This is a genomic window from Solibacillus sp. FSL K6-1126 (assembly GCF_038003445.1).
Taxonomy (GTDB): domain Bacteria; phylum Bacillota; class Bacilli; order Bacillales_A; family Planococcaceae; genus Solibacillus; species Solibacillus silvestris.
In genome coordinates this window covers 3414364-3432073 of sequence record NZ_JBBOPD010000001.1, presented here as the reverse complement: position 1 = coordinate 3432073, position 17710 = coordinate 3414364, and the positions used below count along the sequence as shown (strand labels likewise).

The 17710-nt window shown below is 36.5% G+C and carries 16 protein-coding genes and 1 pseudogene; 8 read left to right on the top strand and 9 right to left on the bottom strand.

Going from position 1 to position 17710, the window contains the following annotated elements; all coding sequences use genetic code 11:
- The first annotated feature begins 78 nt into the window (after positions 1-78).
- Positions 79-558, top strand: a complete 480-nt coding sequence (locus tag MHH44_RS17090) for a hypothetical protein (RefSeq protein WP_340799145.1) — start codon at positions 79-81, stop codon at positions 556-558.
- A 299-nt stretch (positions 559-857) separates the two neighbouring features.
- Here MHH44_RS17090 and qoxD read toward each other — a convergent pair whose 3' ends face one another.
- The 4 genes from qoxD to qoxA are packed head-to-tail and all read right to left on the bottom strand — an operon-like array spanning position 858 to position 4652.
- A complete protein-coding gene (gene qoxD / locus MHH44_RS17085; protein ID WP_340799144.1) occupies positions 858-1139 on the bottom strand; it encodes a cytochrome aa3 quinol oxidase subunit IV in 282 nt (93 codons plus the stop codon).
- Position 1140: 1 nt separating this feature from the next.
- On the bottom strand, positions 1141-1737 hold the full coding sequence (gene qoxC / locus MHH44_RS17080; RefSeq protein WP_008405414.1) for a cytochrome aa3 quinol oxidase subunit III: 597 nt from the start codon (positions 1735-1737) through the stop codon (positions 1141-1143).
- A complete protein-coding gene (gene qoxB, locus MHH44_RS17075; RefSeq protein ID WP_340799143.1) occupies positions 1727-3685 on the bottom strand; it encodes a cytochrome aa3 quinol oxidase subunit I in 1959 nt (652 codons plus the stop codon). Before qoxB ends, qoxC begins: the two co-directional genes overlap by 11 nt.
- A 58-nt stretch (positions 3686-3743) precedes the next feature.
- Positions 3744-4652: a cytochrome aa3 quinol oxidase subunit II gene (gene qoxA / locus MHH44_RS17070; RefSeq protein WP_340799142.1), complete on the bottom strand. Its 909-nt coding sequence runs from the start codon at positions 4650-4652 to the stop codon at positions 3744-3746.
- A 464-nt stretch (positions 4653-5116) separates the two neighbouring features.
- On the opposite strand from qoxA, the gene pdxR reads away from it, so the two are divergent.
- The 5 genes and pseudogenes from pdxR to MHH44_RS17045 all read left to right on the top strand — a co-directional run bounded on the left by pdxR (position 5117) and on the right by MHH44_RS17045 (position 9971).
- Entirely contained in the window at positions 5117-6547 is a 1431-nt protein-coding gene (gene pdxR, locus MHH44_RS17065) for a MocR-like pyridoxine biosynthesis transcription factor PdxR (protein WP_008405411.1), read from the top strand.
- A 298-nt stretch (positions 6548-6845) separates the two neighbouring features.
- Positions 6846-7026: pseudogene (locus MHH44_RS21220) on the top strand (Orn/Lys/Arg family decarboxylase); the annotation flags it as partial.
- Positions 7027-7135: 109 nt separating this feature from the next.
- Positions 7136-7795, top strand: a complete 660-nt coding sequence (deoC, locus tag MHH44_RS17055; RefSeq protein ID WP_008405410.1) for a deoxyribose-phosphate aldolase — start codon at positions 7136-7138, stop codon at positions 7793-7795.
- A 45-nt stretch (positions 7796-7840) separates the two neighbouring features.
- Complete coding sequence (locus MHH44_RS17050; RefSeq protein ID WP_008405409.1) at positions 7841-8281, top strand: YfmQ family protein; 441 nt, start codon at positions 7841-7843, stop codon at positions 8279-8281.
- A gap of 937 nt (positions 8282-9218) precedes the next feature.
- Positions 9219-9971, top strand: coding sequence for an SDR family NAD(P)-dependent oxidoreductase (locus MHH44_RS17045; protein WP_340799141.1), 753 nt, complete (start codon positions 9219-9221; stop codon positions 9969-9971).
- Positions 9972-10106: 135 nt separating this feature from the next.
- Here MHH44_RS17045 and MHH44_RS17040 read toward each other — a convergent pair whose 3' ends face one another.
- The 3 genes from MHH44_RS17040 to MHH44_RS17030 form a co-directional block, all read right to left on the bottom strand.
- A complete protein-coding gene (locus MHH44_RS17040; protein WP_340799140.1) occupies positions 10107-10976 on the bottom strand; it encodes a polysaccharide deacetylase family protein in 870 nt (289 codons plus the stop codon).
- Between the two features lie 263 nt (positions 10977-11239).
- Entirely contained in the window at positions 11240-12205 is a 966-nt protein-coding gene (gene uvsE / locus MHH44_RS17035) for a UV DNA damage repair endonuclease UvsE (protein WP_340799139.1), read from the bottom strand.
- A gap of 852 nt (positions 12206-13057) precedes the next feature.
- The gene (locus tag MHH44_RS17030) at positions 13058-13300 is read right to left on the bottom strand and encodes a hypothetical protein (protein ID WP_008405405.1); all 243 of its coding nucleotides are present in this window, start codon (positions 13298-13300) and stop codon (positions 13058-13060) included.
- A gap of 270 nt (positions 13301-13570) precedes the next feature.
- Here MHH44_RS17030 and MHH44_RS17025 point away from each other — a divergent pair, with 270 nt between their 5' ends.
- A complete protein-coding gene (locus MHH44_RS17025; protein ID WP_340799138.1) occupies positions 13571-14056 on the top strand; it encodes an AAA family ATPase in 486 nt (161 codons plus the stop codon).
- A 314-nt stretch (positions 14057-14370) separates the two neighbouring features.
- Here MHH44_RS17025 and MHH44_RS17020 read toward each other — a convergent pair whose 3' ends face one another.
- Positions 14371-14988 (bottom strand): GGDEF domain-containing protein, encoded by a 618-nt coding sequence (locus MHH44_RS17020; protein ID WP_340799137.1) that lies wholly within the window; start codon positions 14986-14988, stop codon positions 14371-14373.
- A 393-nt stretch (positions 14989-15381) separates the two neighbouring features.
- Here MHH44_RS17020 and MHH44_RS17015 point away from each other — a divergent pair, with 393 nt between their 5' ends.
- Positions 15382-16839: an S-layer homology domain-containing protein gene (locus tag MHH44_RS17015; RefSeq protein WP_238541471.1), complete on the top strand. Its 1458-nt coding sequence runs from the start codon at positions 15382-15384 to the stop codon at positions 16837-16839.
- Positions 16840-16965: 126 nt separating this feature from the next.
- On the opposite strand, the gene MHH44_RS17010 is transcribed toward MHH44_RS17015, so the two are convergent.
- Complete coding sequence (locus MHH44_RS17010) at positions 16966-17439, bottom strand: DUF2062 domain-containing protein (protein ID WP_340799136.1); 474 nt, start codon at positions 17437-17439, stop codon at positions 16966-16968.
- Between the last annotated feature and the right edge of the window lie 271 nt (positions 17440-17710).

Genomic DNA, 17710 nt, shown 5'->3' with positions numbered 1-17710 from the left:
TATCAGGATATACTTTTTTGCTTTAATTACAGTAGCTATGGCAATCTAAAGGAGAACGTAGAGAGGGGTGCTTTATGTATGATTTTAAAAAGAGGCGTAACAGGCTTTAGTGCAGATGATTTATCACTTGAGCGTGATTGGGTAGCACATACTGCTGAATTTAAAAAATATTGCTACGCATATGTTCAGCAATTAAATGGTAGCATTTTGGCTTTTTATGAACCTGATATTAATCTGGGGTATGCCCATGCTCATGTAAAAATCGATGGGGAAGAGTTATATATTTTTCATAATAATATGTATGATTATATAGCCTTCACTAGCAATTGTGATATTAGAGGCTTAAACTTTACTGATCATAAATTATTGGGCGCCTTGTTTGCTAATCGCTATATAGTATTAACTGCATCACAATTAGCAGAGCCCTTAGTATATCAAACAAAAGGCAGTGGTATTGTTCTGATGAATGAAAATGAACTTAATGATGTTGAGCTCCGTTTTATGAATCATTTCAGATCACAGACGGTAGGAGATTTAGTGTTTAATTATTGGGATTAGTAAAGTATAATCTCGGCGTTATAGATTTCGCTAACCAGTGGAAAACTGGTTAAAAACAAAAAATCCCCCAACACTTTCTAAAATGAAGGGGGACACTACGTTGACCCGGATTCTAAGGAAAACTGAGTTGTCATAAGGGACCTTTATTATGCTTTATATCCTTTATTGATAATCGTTTATGAATCCTCGATTAGTAAGAGGGAAAGGTCGAGAATTTTTTATACCTTAGTTCAAACAATTTTTATCTATTCAAAAAGCTTGAGAACATGGAGAACATGTCTCAAGCTTCTTTTTATTTTTTACATATCCCAAATCAGAATCAATAATGAACCGAATATAGTTATAGCTGCGAGAATGACACCGTACAGGATATTTGTATAAATGGCTGAGCCATCTTTTGATTCACCAGCATGCATGAAGACAACGAGCTGTAAGAATGCCTGAATGAAGGCAGTTATTAAAAGTATTGTCATGCCACCAGCGAATGTCATATCTGTAAAGTAAACTATCATTGCGACTACTGTTAGTGCCAATGAAAAGACGAAGCCCATCACCTGTTTTACAGGGAATAATTCCTTCATATTACATCATTCCTTTCAGATAGATGAAGCTGAAGATAAAGATCCAAACAACATCTAAGAAATGCCAGTAAAGTGAGAAGATAAATGATTTATTTGCTGTTTCAGGTGTTAACCCACGTTTTTTTACCTGTAGAATAATGAATAATCCCCAGAATAAACCTAACGTTACGTGAGCACCATGTGTACCTAATGTTGTTAACAGTGCAGCTGTAAAGGCACTAGTTTGATATGTTGCTTCAACATGGTAATAATGAATAAATTCATAAATCTCCACGCCCAGGAACACTAACCCAAGTAGTAGGGTAATTCCAAAGAAAGTTAGCATCGCATTTTTACGACCAAGTCTCATCGCATGAACACCGAGACCTATTGTGAAACTACTTGTTAGCAAAACAAATGTCTCAATTAATACGGGTGTAATTTCAAAAATTTCAGCAGGTGTTGGACCGCTACCAGTTCTACCTTCTAGTACGAAGTAAGCCGTGAATAGGGTAGCGAACAGCATAATTTCAGCACCAAGGAAAATCCAGAAGCCTAAAATATTTAACTGATTTTGATCAGTACTATACTCGAGCGGTTGTGCGTGATTAAGCTTCATTACCTTGCACCTCCTCATATTGTGCTTCTATTTCTTTAATTTCTTTTACATGAATATGGCGTCCATGATCTTTTTCGAATGAACGAAGAGCCATACAAACGAAAATTCCGATTAATGCAATCACAGCAGGGGCCCATAATGAAAAGATGAATGAGAATCCAGCAACGAAGAAAATGATTCCCATAATGAATGGAACGCCGCTGTTATTTGGCATATGAATATCTTTTAGTACACCTTTAAATAATTGATGCTCTTTTTTCTTTGCATCCCAGAATGCTTCACTTGATGTAACATAAGGTAATCTTGCAAAATTATATTCTGGAATCGGTGTATGAGTAGCCCATTCTAATGAGCGAGCATCCCATGGGTCACTACCGATGTTTCGCGGTGAGTTTTTGTAACTATAGTAAATTGTATAAACGAGTGTTAAGAACCCAATTGCCATCAATGCAGCACCAACGAAAGAAACCATGTTTAATGGTCCAAAGCCAGTTGCTTCTGAGTAAGTGTATATACGACGTGCTTGACCGTCTAATCCAGTGATATACATTGGGAAGAAAGAAAGTACAAAACCTACTGTAAGTAACCAGAAAGTTAACTTACCAATTTTCTCATTTAACATGTAACCGAAGAATTTCGGCCAATAATAAGTTAATCCGGCCAGCATAGCAAATACGACACCAGGAATAATAGTGTTGTGGAAGTGAGCTACCAAGAACATTGTATTATGATATTGATAGTCCGCGGCTGACATGGCAAGCATAACACCTGTAACCCCACCAACTGTAAATAATGGGATAAATCCTATAGAATACAGCATTGGTACAGTAAAACGAATTTTCCCTTTCCACATCGTAAATAACCAGTTAAAGATTTTAACACCAGTTGGAACAGCAATCGCCATTGTTGTAATAGAGAAGATACTGTTAGTGAAAGCACCTTGACCCATTGTAAAGAAGTGGTGAGTCCATACTAAGAATGATAGTAAGGAGATCAACACCATTGAACCAACCATCGATTTATAACCATACAGGTTTCTGCCCGAGAACGTTGAAATAATTTCACTGTAAAGACCGAAAGCAGGCAAGATTAAAATGTAAACCTCTGGGTGTCCCCAAACCCAGAAGAAGTTTGCCCAAAGCATATCCATACCACCATTTGTAGAGGTAAAGAAGTTTGTGTCGAATAAACGATCAGTTGTCCCCATTAACAAAGCAATTGTTAATACTGGGAATGCGAACACGATGATTACATTGGCAATAAAAACAGACCAAGTAAACATTGGCATTTTCATTAATGTCATACCGGGTGCTCTCATTTTTAAAATTGTCGTCATCATATTGATTCCTGTCATTAGGGAACCAATCCCGGAAATTTGAAGAGCTAACATGTAATAGTTAGTTCCCACTGATGAACTGAACTCATTTCCGGCAAGAGGGAAGTAGGAAGTCCAACCTGCATCTGGTGATCCACCGATAACGAATGAAATGTTAAATAACATTGCGCCTGCAAAGAATAACCAGAAGCTGAGTGCGTTTAAACGGGGGAATGCGACGTCGCGTGCACCAATTTGTAATGGTACGACTAAGTTCATAAAGGCAAAGATAAATGGCATTGCCATGAACATGATCATTACAATCCCGTGTGTTGAAAAGATTTCATTGTAATGTTGTGCATCTAAAATTTTCATCTCTGGTGAAGAGAGCTGAGCACGCATTAAAACCGCATCAGCACCACCACGGAAAAGCATAATCAGGGCAGAAAAAAGGTACAAAAGACCAATTTTTTTATGGTCAACCGTTGTCAACCATTCACGCCATAAATAACCCCATTTTCTAAAATAAGTGATTCCAATAACAATCCCAATCGATACTAAAGCAATTGCAACCATTGATGCATAAATCATTGGACTAGGATGAGGTATGGCGAAACGTTCAAAGAATTCCATCTTTATTCTCCTCTCTAGATTAAAAGAGTAATCTTTGAATCTAGTTTTTCTATTTTAACTAATGACCACTGTGGTCAGATTCTTCATTTGATTCATTGTGTGACTGTTCATCATGTTCAGCTTCATCTGTAACTGAATCGTGATTATGTTCAGGTGCAGGACTGAATTCTAGATGTGTACCTGTAAAGGTCATTTGTCCTAAATGACCAGGCTCTAATAATTTATTAAAAGTGCTTTCTGTTAAAGGTTTAGCAGTTTCATAAACTTCTTTAACCCATTCATCGAATTCCTGCTGAGACATTGCTGTGACATTGAATATATTTTCTGCGAAACCTTTACCACTAAAGTTAGCATTTCGTCCAATATATTCTCCCGGAACGTCAGCTGCTAAGTGTAAAGTTGTGACCATGTCGGCCATCGCATATTTTTGTCCGCCAAGCTGTGGAATCCAGAAACTTGTAATCGGACCATAAGAGTAAAGTCTAAACTCAAGAGGTCGATCCGTTGGAATATATAAGTAGTTTACTGTTTCAATTCCTTGCTCCGGATAGCTAAAGTGCCATTTCCAGTCTGAAGTAGAAGCATATACAACTAATGGTTCCTTATCTTCATAACCTGTTGGTGCAGATTCTACAATATAGTTACTTTGAACAGAAACAAATGATAGATAGGCTACAATTAGTATTGGAATCCCTATGCAAATCACTTCTACCCAAATATTTGCCTCGACATGAGGTGGTTCATAATCATATGGTTGTTTTGATGCGCGATACTTGACCAAGATATACACTAAAATAACAAGAACAACTATGACAACAACTGCCATGATTCCAATAGATAACATGATATCACTTGCTTGTCTTGCAGCCATTGGTCCTTTCGGATCCAGAACCGTTAATGGTTCACAACCAACAAGAAAAACAGTAAGCAAGATCATTGATACTAAAAATGGCCATTTAATTTTCATACAGAAAATCCTTCCCTTACTGTTAAGTAAAATTAATTGAAACGTTACAAATAAAAATTGAATAAGTGAGAATGAAATTCCCCAACCTTTTCCATAGGCAATATCCTTTCACGTAATCTTGGTATTTCATAGGCTAATAATTGGTTTATGCGTTACAAGATACACAACTCGTAATCATATTAGTTGCGCTAAATTTGAAAGGCAAGAAAATACAAAATCTATCACAAAATGTTCTAAAACGAGGAAATAAATTTTTTACTCATTTTTTAAATTCCATTGCATAATAATCAGCGCCACTAATGGTTTTGTTCGAGAATTGAGCTGTTGAAAGCAGCTTTGAAAAGAATGTGGTTGGCTAAAAATACTATGGAATGGATGGTTATTTTTGAGTGCAAATGAAATAGAATATAGTAATTTTATATAAATCACTAATTAGGGAAATACGGAAATAAGGAGTGTTACAGATGGATTGGAGACCGGACAGAACAGCGAAAAAAGCAATATATAAACAACTTGCAGAATATATTGAAAGTGGAATAGCAGATGGTACATTTCCACCCGATAAACCGTTGCCATCTGAAAGATATTTAGCAAAGGAACTGAATGTTAACAGGAGTACGGTAGTTGCCGCTTATGATGAATTGGAAGCAAATGGACTCATTGAAAGAAATAGAGGAAGCGGAACTACGATTAGTAAAGATATTTGGGGTCTAGCCAAGAAACGTATTCCTAGCTGGAATAGATATATCGAGGCAGGGTCTTTTTTGCCCAATCTACCAGTTACGCAACGAATAAGAAATGAAACGGTAGATCATAAATTAATTAATTTAGCTAGCGGAGAACTGTCACAGGACCTTTTTCCAATGAATTTTTTAAGAGAAATTACTTCAACAAGATCCTTCATTGGTAGCTTGGGATATGATCATCCTCAAGGGAGCGCTATTTTAAGGAATACTCTTACAGAACATGTAAATAAGTATCGGGGAATTGAAACAAATCCTTCTTCGATTCTGATTACATCCGGGGCACAACAAGCGTTACATTTAGTCGTACAGTGTTTGTTAAAGCCCGGAGACGCAGTTGCAATAGAAGATCCTTCTTATACGTATAATCTCCCAATTTTTAAATCTGCAGGTTTAAAAGTATATTATTTGCCTGTAGATCAGGACGGTATAAATCCCGAATATTTACTGTCGTTGTATAAAAAGCATCGAATTAGAATGATTTTTTTAAATCCTGATTATCATAATCCTACAGGATCTCAGCTAAATGAAACACAACGAAAAGCGATTTTGGAAATATCCTCTGAACATGGAATCCCTGTAGTAGAAGATGATCCTTATAGTTTAACATCATTTACTGGAAATAAGATTCCTACACTAAAGTCAATGGATGTTCACGGGAATGTCTTATATATTAGCTCTTTGTCAAAAATTGTTGCTTCGGGGTTAAGGATTGGCTGGATTATAGGGCCAAAATCAGTAATTGAGAGATTATCTGATGCCAAGCAACAAATAGACTTTGGCCATTCTAGCTTTACACAATGGATTGCAAACGATTTTATGGAATCCTCGAATTTTCAGTCTCATATTGAAAAATTGAGGAAAGAATTAGAAAAACGGAGAAATCAAATAGTTACAAGTCTTAATTTTTATTTAAAGGATCAGGTAGAATTCTCTATTCCAGAGGGCGGTATTCACATATGGGTTAAACTCAAAAAAGACTACAATGAAATGCAATTACTAGAGGAATCCATTAAAAGAGGTGTAATCTATGTTCCCGGTTCAACAATGGGTTCTAAAAAAGGATATGTACGCTTTACATTCGCTAGGGAAGATGAAAAATCGATTGCCGAGGGAATTAAACGGTTTGCTGAAGCATGTCAATTTCTTTAAACAACTATAATCATAATACTTCAAAAGAATCATGAATTGTTCATGATTCTTTTGTTATTAAATGGTAAATGGATGGCTGAAAAAACATCGGATTGGATGGTCATTAAAGGATGGGAACTCTTTAAGATGGTTGTAGGCTAATTTTATGGTTTTAAAAATGTATTACTTTTTCACAACTTTTAAGAGAAACAAATTTAGAAAAAGGGTTATAGGAAGAGGGATATACAACTACACATTCAAACATTAACAATTCTTCACAGGAATATAAGAAATCAGTTGGATATTTACAGATAACTCTGTCTTACAACCTGAAATCCCTTCATTGGCTCTAACTTCACGTGATGCATTATATGTGAGTAGATTTTGAAGAATCCGAGAAAAGAATCATTGCAGAATTTGTAAAAGTATATCCCCCTGATATTCCGATACTTATACCGTACGAAACAATTACGAAAGCTAATTTGAAGTATACACTTAAAATATCAAGCAGTGCTTCCTGTATAAGGAAAATAAGGCATTAAGTTTAAAAAAAAACGTGTAATTAAAGAAAGTTAGCAAAAAACTAAAATTGAAAAGGCTGATAAATAGATGGACTTTGCAAAATTAATCGATCATACGTTACTTTCACCTACTACTACAGAAGTAGAAATAGTGAATTTATGTAAAGAAGCCAAACAATATGGCTTTGCATCTGTATGTGTAAATCCTGTATGGGTAAGATTATCTTCAGAACTTTTGCGTGATTCAGATGTGAATGTTTGTACGGTTATAGGATTTCCCTTAGGCGGAAACACCCCGGAAACAAAGGCATTTGAGACTGTAAATGCAATTGAAAATGGGGCAACTGAAATAGATACAGTTATTAATATCGGTGCACTGAAAAATAAAAACGATTCACTTGTTGAACATGATATTCGCGCAGTTGTTAATGCAGCAAGTGGAAAAGCCTTAGTAAAAGTTATTATTGAGGCTTGTTTATTAACAAATGAAGAAAAAGAAAGAGCATGTAGATTGGCTGTAAGAGCTGGTGCAGACTATGTCAAAACTTCAACGGGATTTTCCTTGCATGGTGCTACTGTTAAAGATGTTGCGATAATGAGAAAAGCAGTTGGACCAAATGTTGGCATTAAAGCATCAGGAGGAGTAGGTAATAAAGAGGATATAAAATTAATGGTTGAAGCAGGTGCTTCTAGAATAGGGACGAGTTCTGCTGTGAAGATATTTGGAAGAAAGATGTGTACTTTTTAAAATACAAAATTATATATCGAGAAATATTCCAAGGAGTGAATAGATATGACATGGACGGCTGTTTTGATTCTAATTGTAGGAATACTTATTAAAATGTTAACAAGTCCACCAAGTGCGGTTGTAGCATGGGTTGTGAGTAAATATTCACTGCATCCAAAACTAGATTCAAAGGATATTACTGTAACCTTTAACGGAAAGAGCGTTGGAGAAGAAGAAAAAATAAGATTTACTAATTATTTTAATGAAGCAAATTTTTTAGAGAGACATCATATCTTCCCGGGAAGTGAAGATTTATTTCTAAATCCTGATAGTAATGTTGTTCCCTTTGTCATCAAAGCAAAGAGTAGAAACAAAGAAATAAATTTCTTTGTTTACACATACGATGAGCACATTGATGTAGTCAAGCAGTGGAAGAAGAAAATAGCTTCTTACAGTCTTAGCTCTGAAAATCTGCAAGAGTTTACTGTTTCAAGTAGTAAAAGCTGAGGATAACTTCAAATGACATTGCCTACTACTGATGGTTTTTTCAATAAAATTGTAGTGTCGGTACTCTTAATGTATTAAACGTCTTCGACTATAATCATTGTTTGGAACGGGTGTATTGGTACCAAAGAGGGTTGCCGGCAAACTACTTTTTTATTGTACCAATTAGGCAAGATCATTAGGGGAAAATACAAAGTATAGAATTAAAGGAGGATTTCTGATGCCAAATTGGTTGCATAATACGCTATTTGTTCTTTTATTAATAGTAAGTTTTGGATGTGTTTCTAGTGGAATTGAATGGAAAACTCACAAGAAGACTGTCGAGAAATAATTAGAGATCTTTTATAAAAATGTTTGATTTAATTCGCTCCCCGAAGGTTTTAACAACATTTGAAGATATTATTTCTAAATATTTCCTTGGAACGGTATTCTCGTTTTTTATTATTATATTAATCCAGTGCAGGAAAATATAAGAACAAGCAAAATCCTCATCATTAACAAAAGATGGGGATTTTTCTTTATATCATGTTTCGTTGTTTTGGACAGTTACAAGCTAAGGCGGTGGCTGAGACAAAAGAGTAATAGCGCCCCCTGATAAATCAGGCGGGCGCTATTTTACATCATCGAGGGTTATTAGCTTCCATCCCTGAAACAACATCGTTACAAGGTTTGTAATCTCTTCATTGTCTTAGATAACGCACTTGTATAAACCGTTCTTATATAAGGGGTTGTAATCTGTTTATAGAAAAAATCTGTCCAAAATAATTATAATTAATAAAGGAGGAGGGGGAGTAAGGTAAAGTTGTTCTCAATTTGCATACAATAATTTGCCTCTTAAATCATGAAGTTGTATATTTAACTTGTTAGTAACAAAAATTTATTAACGATACTGGGAACAATCACGTGAGGTTTGTGATTTTTCTGAGAAGGAGAAATTGTATTGAAATTAAAAGACAAGGTAGTGATCATTACAGGTGGTGCTGGCGGTATTGGCGCTGGTATAGGTCGTGCAATGGCGAAAGAGGGAGCAATTGTTGTGGCAGTTGATCTCAATCCGGAAGCCGGCGCAAACGTATTAGCGGATTTACAGCAACACTCACCGCAATCTAGCTTTATTGAATTTGATTTAACAAAGCATGATCAACTAAAAAATGTCGTGGAACAGGTTGTCGAGAAATATGGCCGTTTAGATGTGTTAGTGAATAATGCACATGCTTCCAAACAAGTACCATTCCTTGAAACAACTCCAGAACATTTAGCATTGTCAATGGATACAGGCTTCTATCCTACATGGTATTTAATGCAGGCTGCTATTCCACATTTAAAGAAAACGCGCGGGAATATTATTAACTTTGCTTCAGGTGCCGGGTTAAAAGGGCATAAAACACAAGCTGCCTATGCTGCAGCGAAAGAAGCGATTCGCGGTATTACGCGTGTCGTAGCAAATGAATTTGGTGCAGATGGTATTACAGCGAACCTGATTTCACCAATCGCCAATTCAGAAGGTGTACAAGCTTGGGCCAAAGCACAGCCGGAATATTATGAAGGTGTGCTTGCAGGTATTCCGATGGGTAAATTCGGTGATCCGGAACAAGATATCGGACGTGCTGCTGTCTTTTTAGCTTCAGAAGACTCTAAATATATAACAGGTCAAACATTGATGGTTGATGGCGGCTCGATTATGCTCCATTAACATCGTACATTAAATAAATACAGCGAAACGGGTATAGGGGTGGCCCCCTGATATCTCTATAAAACATGCAAAAGGCGCTTTCTTATTAAGAAGGCGTCTTTTTTGCTCGATATAGTAATACAGGTAAATGCAGTTTTATTTCTCAAATGGAATACTCAATAAATCTGGAACTGTGACAAATTCATAGCCTTGCTCTTGGAGTCTTGGAATAATTTGTTGAAGTGATATGATTGTATTCGTTCGATCCCCAGTCGATTCTGCACCATCATGCATGAGAATAATCGCACCTGGATGAATGTTGTCTACTACTCGCGAAGCAATAACTTCTGGCGGATCTTCTTGCCAATCCAACGAATCAATATCCCAGGCAATTACGTTATAGTTCATTTTCCCAAGCTTCTCGACTAATTCATTGTATAGGAAGCCATATGGTGGTCTAAATAATTTTGTCCGGTAACCAATAATTTCGTTAAGGGCATCTTCCGTTCTCGTTACTTCCCTCTCAAGCGTTCCGAGGTCAGCTTCTTCGACCAGGTTAGGGTGGGCGTAGGTATGATTTCCGATTACATGCCCCTCGTTTTGCATTCGCTTGACAATTTCAGGGTTAGCAACGGCTTTAGAACCTAAAACGAAAAATGTTGCTGGGACATTGTACTGTTTTAATACATCTAATACATCATTTGAAAACCGAGGATCAGGACCATCATCAAAAGTTAAAGCAATTCGTTTTTGATCTGTAGGACCTTGTAAGAAAAACATTTCTGGATACCGTTGTTGTAGAATTCTTAGGTCAACAGGCTGCTCAGGATTCCGCACGGAAATCTTAGTTACTCCTATATGGTCAGATAAATCTTGTTCCGCATTAACCTGTAAGTCAGCTTTCAACCATTGCCTTGCACCATCTGCCAAGTGTCCCTCGTTCGCATAAACGCTCATGATAATTGTTATAGGCAAACAAAATATAAACCCCGTAACCAACAACCATTTGACTATTCGTTCTTTCATCCATTCACCTCCTTTTTATATTGATGCCCCTTTTAGAGAGGGCTATCCTAACTTAAATGTGTTTATATTTCTCATAATTGTTTAAAAGTAATTTCGAATGTTAGATCCGTTTTCATTCCTAACCTTAGGAGTCCAGAGGAAAAAGCTTGTCCGATTATAAATGATTGTAATCGTCAAATAGCCTCAACACTAATGGAGGTGGGGGCTTGTTGTAGATTTCCTTCAACATTTAGGCTTCTTTCTATGAGAAGTTTCAGTTATTGTCACTTTAAATAAAAAGATGAACCATCAATGATTTCAACATCTTCACGAAGTTTTATTTCCTGCATCAAATGAAATAACGCGTTATCTTTCTTTTTTGCCTCAATCATACAATGTATTTCCGGTACTGTTCCTTTGATTTCATTTAAAAATCTGAAAAACATGTCTTCGTCCACATAATCAGAATGATGGCGGAATTCTCTCTCACTTTTAGGACTTGAAATATGCATTTTTATTGGCAACGGTGAATCCTTCCAAGTAGCGACAATTCGGTCCCACTTATTATCCCATTTTTCATCATAATGATGAGCGAGATGGTGATGATAATCAAATACAAGAGGTATTTCTAATTTTTCACACAAATATAGCGTATCATCCACTGTAAAAGAAGTATCGTCATTTTCAAGGATAATCATTTTTTGAATTGCTCTTGGAACATCCATCCAATTATCAACGAATTGCTCCAGAGAATTCTCGGTTTCTTTATAGTTGCCACCAACATGAAGAACACATCGGTGTGTCGGATCGATTTTCATTCCCTTTAACAAAAAATAATGCATTTTTAACGTTTTTAAAGAGTTTTTGACTACCTCTGTTTTAGGTGAATTCAAAACGACAAAATGATCAGGATGAAAATCAATTCGTATATTATGTTTTGCTGCGTACTCACCAATTTCAGTTAACTTCTCTAATAAGGGTTTTATATAATTCCAATCAGGCAGTTCTTCATGGTTAGCTAGAGGAATCAATCGAGAGGTTAACCGATAGAAATGAATGTCCTTAAAGACATTATGTTTTAATAGCCTAAATGTATTATCTAAATTTTTTAGTGCAATCCGCTCTAATTTTCGTACGGCAGCTTCACGATCCTTAATTTTTTGAAATTGAGTAAATGTCATCGTTTGAGACGGAGAAGCATTTTTTAGCTCCATACTCATCGCAACATATCCTAATCGTACAATCGTCATTAACCCACCTCAACTGTAGTATGTATGGTAGTAGACAAATTTATTATCCAATACTGTATTCCGATTAAAATCAATCGCATTTTTTCCTTTTTTTCTTTCTAATCAGATGAAGAGTGCCTTTTAATAAATTTAATAACTATTTTTGAGAATAAGAAGAAATAATTCAATTTCTAATGAAAAAACCGCCTTTCAGATATATGAAGGCCGTTTTTTCCTTTATGAGCAGTTCTTTAATATAAAGTTGGAGTTGGGGGAGAACAATGGTAGGAAACAATATCACTTAAAGCAATCGAATATTGATTCCATCTTCCACCGAAAAATCTAAAACCATAAACTCTTGATTCTCCGACAGCTGTTAAGTAAAACCAAAAGTTGTCATTGTTCCTAAGCCACATATACGTGAAGCGGTATAAACAATTTTGAATCCCTCTAGTATTTTGGCCATAATGCATTTGTTCCATATTTCGCATCAGTCAAGATACACTCCTTTGAAATTTAGACATATAACCAGTTTATGCTTAGGGAAAAAGCTACAGGGGATACTTGCCCTGAATAGTTATGTAAGATGTTAAGCAACACTGCTTAAGCAAGAAGTACATTTAATCATTACTACAAATTGATTGTTGATCTTTAACGCTATATTCGTTAAAAGTAGACGTTGCAGATTAAACGCTAGTGGGGAAGAATAAAAAAATCCGAAAATTGGAATCCGCTTAAAAGACCAAATCTTATGTGGATTTGGTCTTTTAAAAAGAACGATATAAAAACGGCCTATTACTAAAGACTGTCAGCAAGTATTTTAATTATTAGATGCCTCAACATAATACTTGTTGCCAAGATTATAAAGATCCATTAGCATCCCGGTTTATGCCCCCTGCAATAGTGCCACGCTTTCTTGAATAGGCATATTCCAAACCAAATAAAAGTTAGGAAGCCAATTAACGCAATTAGAATATTTAAAATATTTCCAAGAGCTCCACCTAGTCCGATTAATGTTAAAAAATCAGTAATGAACCCTAATAATGCTAGTAGCAGCCATATGACACCTGTGAGAAATCCAAGGAAAATTCCCACAATACTATTTTGATTATTCATAGAAACACCTCCTTCCATAGTTATTCATTATTACAGTATGTAAATGAAGGCAATATGGTTAGGTTACTAAATTAAGACTTAAGGCTTATTACAGTCATATTTTTCATTTTATTGCCATATTGTTGGGCAAAGGTATAGGGTTCTAAGAATAATTGAAACTGAAGAATTATACTTAAAGAGGACAGTTACTATAGCTATGTAAACAAGGTAGTAAATTATAGTTTTTCAAGGGGCGCAACAACCCAAAAAATAAGTACGGGGGATAAAAATATGAAACAATTAGGAACACTCTACTTCTTCTGTGGAAAAATGGGTGCAGGAAAATCAACTAAATCTAAACAATTGGCTATAGAAAAACAAGCGGTACTGTTATCTGAGGATGAATGGCTCTCATCTCTTTATCCCAATCAAATATCAACATTTGAGGACTATCTAAAATTCTCAGCCCAGTTCAAGCCAATGGTAAAAAAACTTGTCCAAAATCTATTAAGTGTTGGGACTAATGTAGTGATGGATTTTCCAGGTAACACTCAAAAACAGCGAAAGTGGTTTTTGGATATAGTATTGGAAATCAATGCAAACCACCAACTAATTTACCTGAATTTAAATAACGAGCAATGCTTACGGCAGATTGCACAACGACGTAAGGAACAACCCGAAAGAGCAGCTTTTGATACAGAAGAGACGTTTCTTTATGTTACTAAATTTTTTGAAGCACCAAAAGCTTCCGAAGGGTTAAATATTATAGAGGAATAACAGGAATTTCAATAAGCTTTAATAGTACTGAAACAGCCAATAAAAAACCATCCAATTCTCAACAGCTGTCGCTTGATTGGAATTAGGTTAATACATCAAAAAGGCTTAGAGATAAAAACTCTAGGCCTTTTTTTATTGAAGAATTGGCGTACTTAGGCGATCTTCAGCTTAAGGAGGATCATTTCCGAAGCGAAAGATGCATTGTGAGTCCGGTATTGTACCGGGCGCATTTTTAATTCATGCATTTGAACCCCATAAATTAATAAAAGCCCCTGACAAAATAAGGGGCGGTTGTGAAATCTAGAACATCATCGTTACCTGTCCTTCTTATCCTGATACATGTACGCATCCGCTTCCTGAATAAGTTTCTGAAAGCTTTTTCCGTGCTGAGGATAAATGGCATAGCCGACGGAAGCCTCAACATCCGGGAAGTTCTCCACGCTTTCCAGTGTAATCGCTCGTTGGAGTTCTGTTACGTAATCGTCGGCTGATTTTTCTTTCATATTGTCAACGAGAACAACGAATTCATCGCCACCCCATCTTGCAACTAAATCATGTTTCCCAACAAATTTGTTTAATGCTGCGGCAACTTGCACGAGCAGTTCATCGCCTTTATGATGACCGTATTCATCGTTTACTTCCTTAAATTTATTGAGGTCCAGCATGATGACCCCTAATGATTGTTTCTTTATATCGCATATCTTTGCAGCCTGGTAAAAGTATTGCTCTACGATTCGCCGGTTATATGTACCGGTTAACGGGTCTCTTTCTGACAGGTACTTGGCCTTATCAAATTGCTTACCACCCCACCAGGCAATACTCAAAAAAATAGCCGTTAATATAAAAAATGTCCAATTAAAAGGCAAGGCCAAATACTGATGATAGTAGAAATAACGGATGATGTTAAATAAGAGCACAATTCCAACTGCCAATAGTCTTCCCCTGTAAGGCATCTTATCACCTTTTTTATCTTTATTTTAAAAAGTAATTTTATACCAATAATAGGGTTTTGCAAAGTAAAAGGAGGGGAACTTTCTAACTAGATACAATATAGGAAATAACTGTATTTTTATAAAAGAATTCGCATATAGCTACTAGCCCATTTCAGTTTGCCTGGAATTTTTGAAGTTTCCAAGAAGTTGATTAAATATGAAACTAATTTCAAATATTTCCGTCAGTACAGCACACTACTGATTTAAAGGTTTTTTACGTTCGTAGTTGCAGTAATTTGTAGAGGCATGTGAAACCCCAAACTATTAAATGAAAAGAAAGGAAGCGAGGAAATGAAGAATAGACTAGTTGTACTGCTGAGTGTACTTTTACTGGTGGGTAGCCTGCCTTTATCTGGCACAGTTGCCGCAAGTACAAAGAAATTTACGGACGTTCCATCATCAAAGCATTTTGCCGAAGCAGTCTATGATTTGGCGGAGCGTAATATTATCGGAGGCTATCCGGATGGTACGTTCAAACCCGGTAACACCATTTCGAGAGGACAGGCAGCTGCGATTATTGCGAAAATGATCAAACTAGATATGTCCTCCGTGAAAAATCCGGGATTTAAAGATGTCACAACAGCGAACGGCTACTATAAAGCGATTGCAGCGCTGGCGGAAAAAGGCATTATCAGCGGCTATGGAGACGGTCGTTACGGGCCGAACGATCCTATTAAGCGGGGACAGATGGCTTCAATCCTTGTTAAAGCGTTCGATCTGCCGCGCTATAACGACACTAACAATTCTATCAACAATCCTTTTAAAGATGTAGAAGTTTATAGTTACCCACCATCTCATGGCGTTAATATTCTAATTCTCTACAAGCTTGGCATCGTGAGTGGAACATCTCCCGATAAATTCAGCCCGAATGCTTTTATCACAAGGGGACAAGCAGCCAAAATGTTGAAAGTAACTGAAGAAATGAAACCACCGATGATTACACTTAAGGCTAGTGACATTGGTTTGGATAATATTGGATATATAAAGACTGATCAGAAGGATACGAGAGTGTTTGACGGAATTTTAGTGAAAGGTAAAGAGCTACCGAAAGGCGATGGAGAAGGTAGTATTCAGTTCGTTCCATTAAAGGAGGGGATTGGCACACTAGTTGTAACTGGTTCTAAGTCAGACAGTACGGTCTTTAAAAAATATTATGTGCATATTCAAAAAGAAAATGGTGAGCTGAAACTGACACTGGAGGAAACAGATGATCATTTGCCGACAACAGTAAGCTTATTGCTTTTACTTGGTAAGGGGGAATTGCCTAGTGATGCGGTTCAAAACATATCTCTTTCCACGATGGATGGGGTGCAGTTGTCTGACAATATCGAGTTTGAATATTGCATGTATAATGATTCTGTTTGTTTTGATATCGATCAGCCTGGCCAGTATATCGCCACTGTTCTTTTTTCTGATGGGGAAGAAGTACGGTACGGAATCGAAGTGAAAGCACACGATTCTGATTTTTACTATGGCATCAGGACAGTGAGAGAAAACATTTCTGATGTATATGATATGGGGGCTGACTACAACATAGGCAAGCATATAATCCAGACGAAAGATGCAGAACAGATTGCCACAATTACGAGAGATCCAGGTACTAATCTGTTTCGTGCCCACGCTACAGGTCAGAAAGAAGGCGAAGTTTTTATTGGTTTCGAACATAAGGTAACCGAAAAATATTGTGATGAAACATGGTGTTACTTAAACGACTGGATAGGTATTCATGTAATAGTAGAGCGAATCGGTTCCATTTCGAGCGTTAGAATATACAGGACACCTCCTTACTGATCAGGCCAAAATAAAACTATAAAGAACACTACTCAAAATATGGAGAAAGAAAGTTTAAAAGGACTAGCAAATTCCTCATCTGCTAGTCTTTTTTAGTTAAATCAAGGCAAGTGCTATGTGAAATCATCACCTAATTCTATTTAAAATCCTCACTCGGTACGTCTTAAACATGATATATACCATGATGTAAATGAAAATCGAGGAGATAACTATATTGCACATGGCACCTGTTAGAAATATGAATCCACTGGAATGAGAACTCACAATACCTGTATATGTATGTTCAATTGCATCTATGTACTCTACTTCATCGAGTTCATCGACTTTTGTATTTCGATCGAGTAGTAAACTTCCGACCTTATAATTTAAAAAGAAAAGCAGCGGCCAAATAAACGTTCCCAGGACACCGCCGACAAGTGCGGAAACGGTATTCGCCTTTAGGAACTGTGCCATCCCGACGGAAAGAACGGGGCCGAGTCCGAATGTAGGAAGCCAGCTAGGGATAAACCCAATTGTTACCCCTGATGCAACTTGATGTGGACCAGATTTAAGCCGAAATAGACGGATTAAATTATATTTAATGACGCGTGTTATTTTCATAGATGTCTATCCTCTCCAAGTACTTCATCGCAAATGTAACAATCAATACCGATGCGTCTCCTATAGACAGATTATACCGAACATAAGAAAATTCTTATGCTATTGTATTAAATGAATAAAATGTTTTATGAGGAGTAGATTGTAAATTATACATTATCTGTCTAAGTCGAACATTACAAGCAAAAGTGCCCCCTGAAAAATCAGGAGGGCACTTTTGGCTAACATTTAATAAAACAGTTGCATAGAGGCATAAGCGGGTAGTGTACTGGAT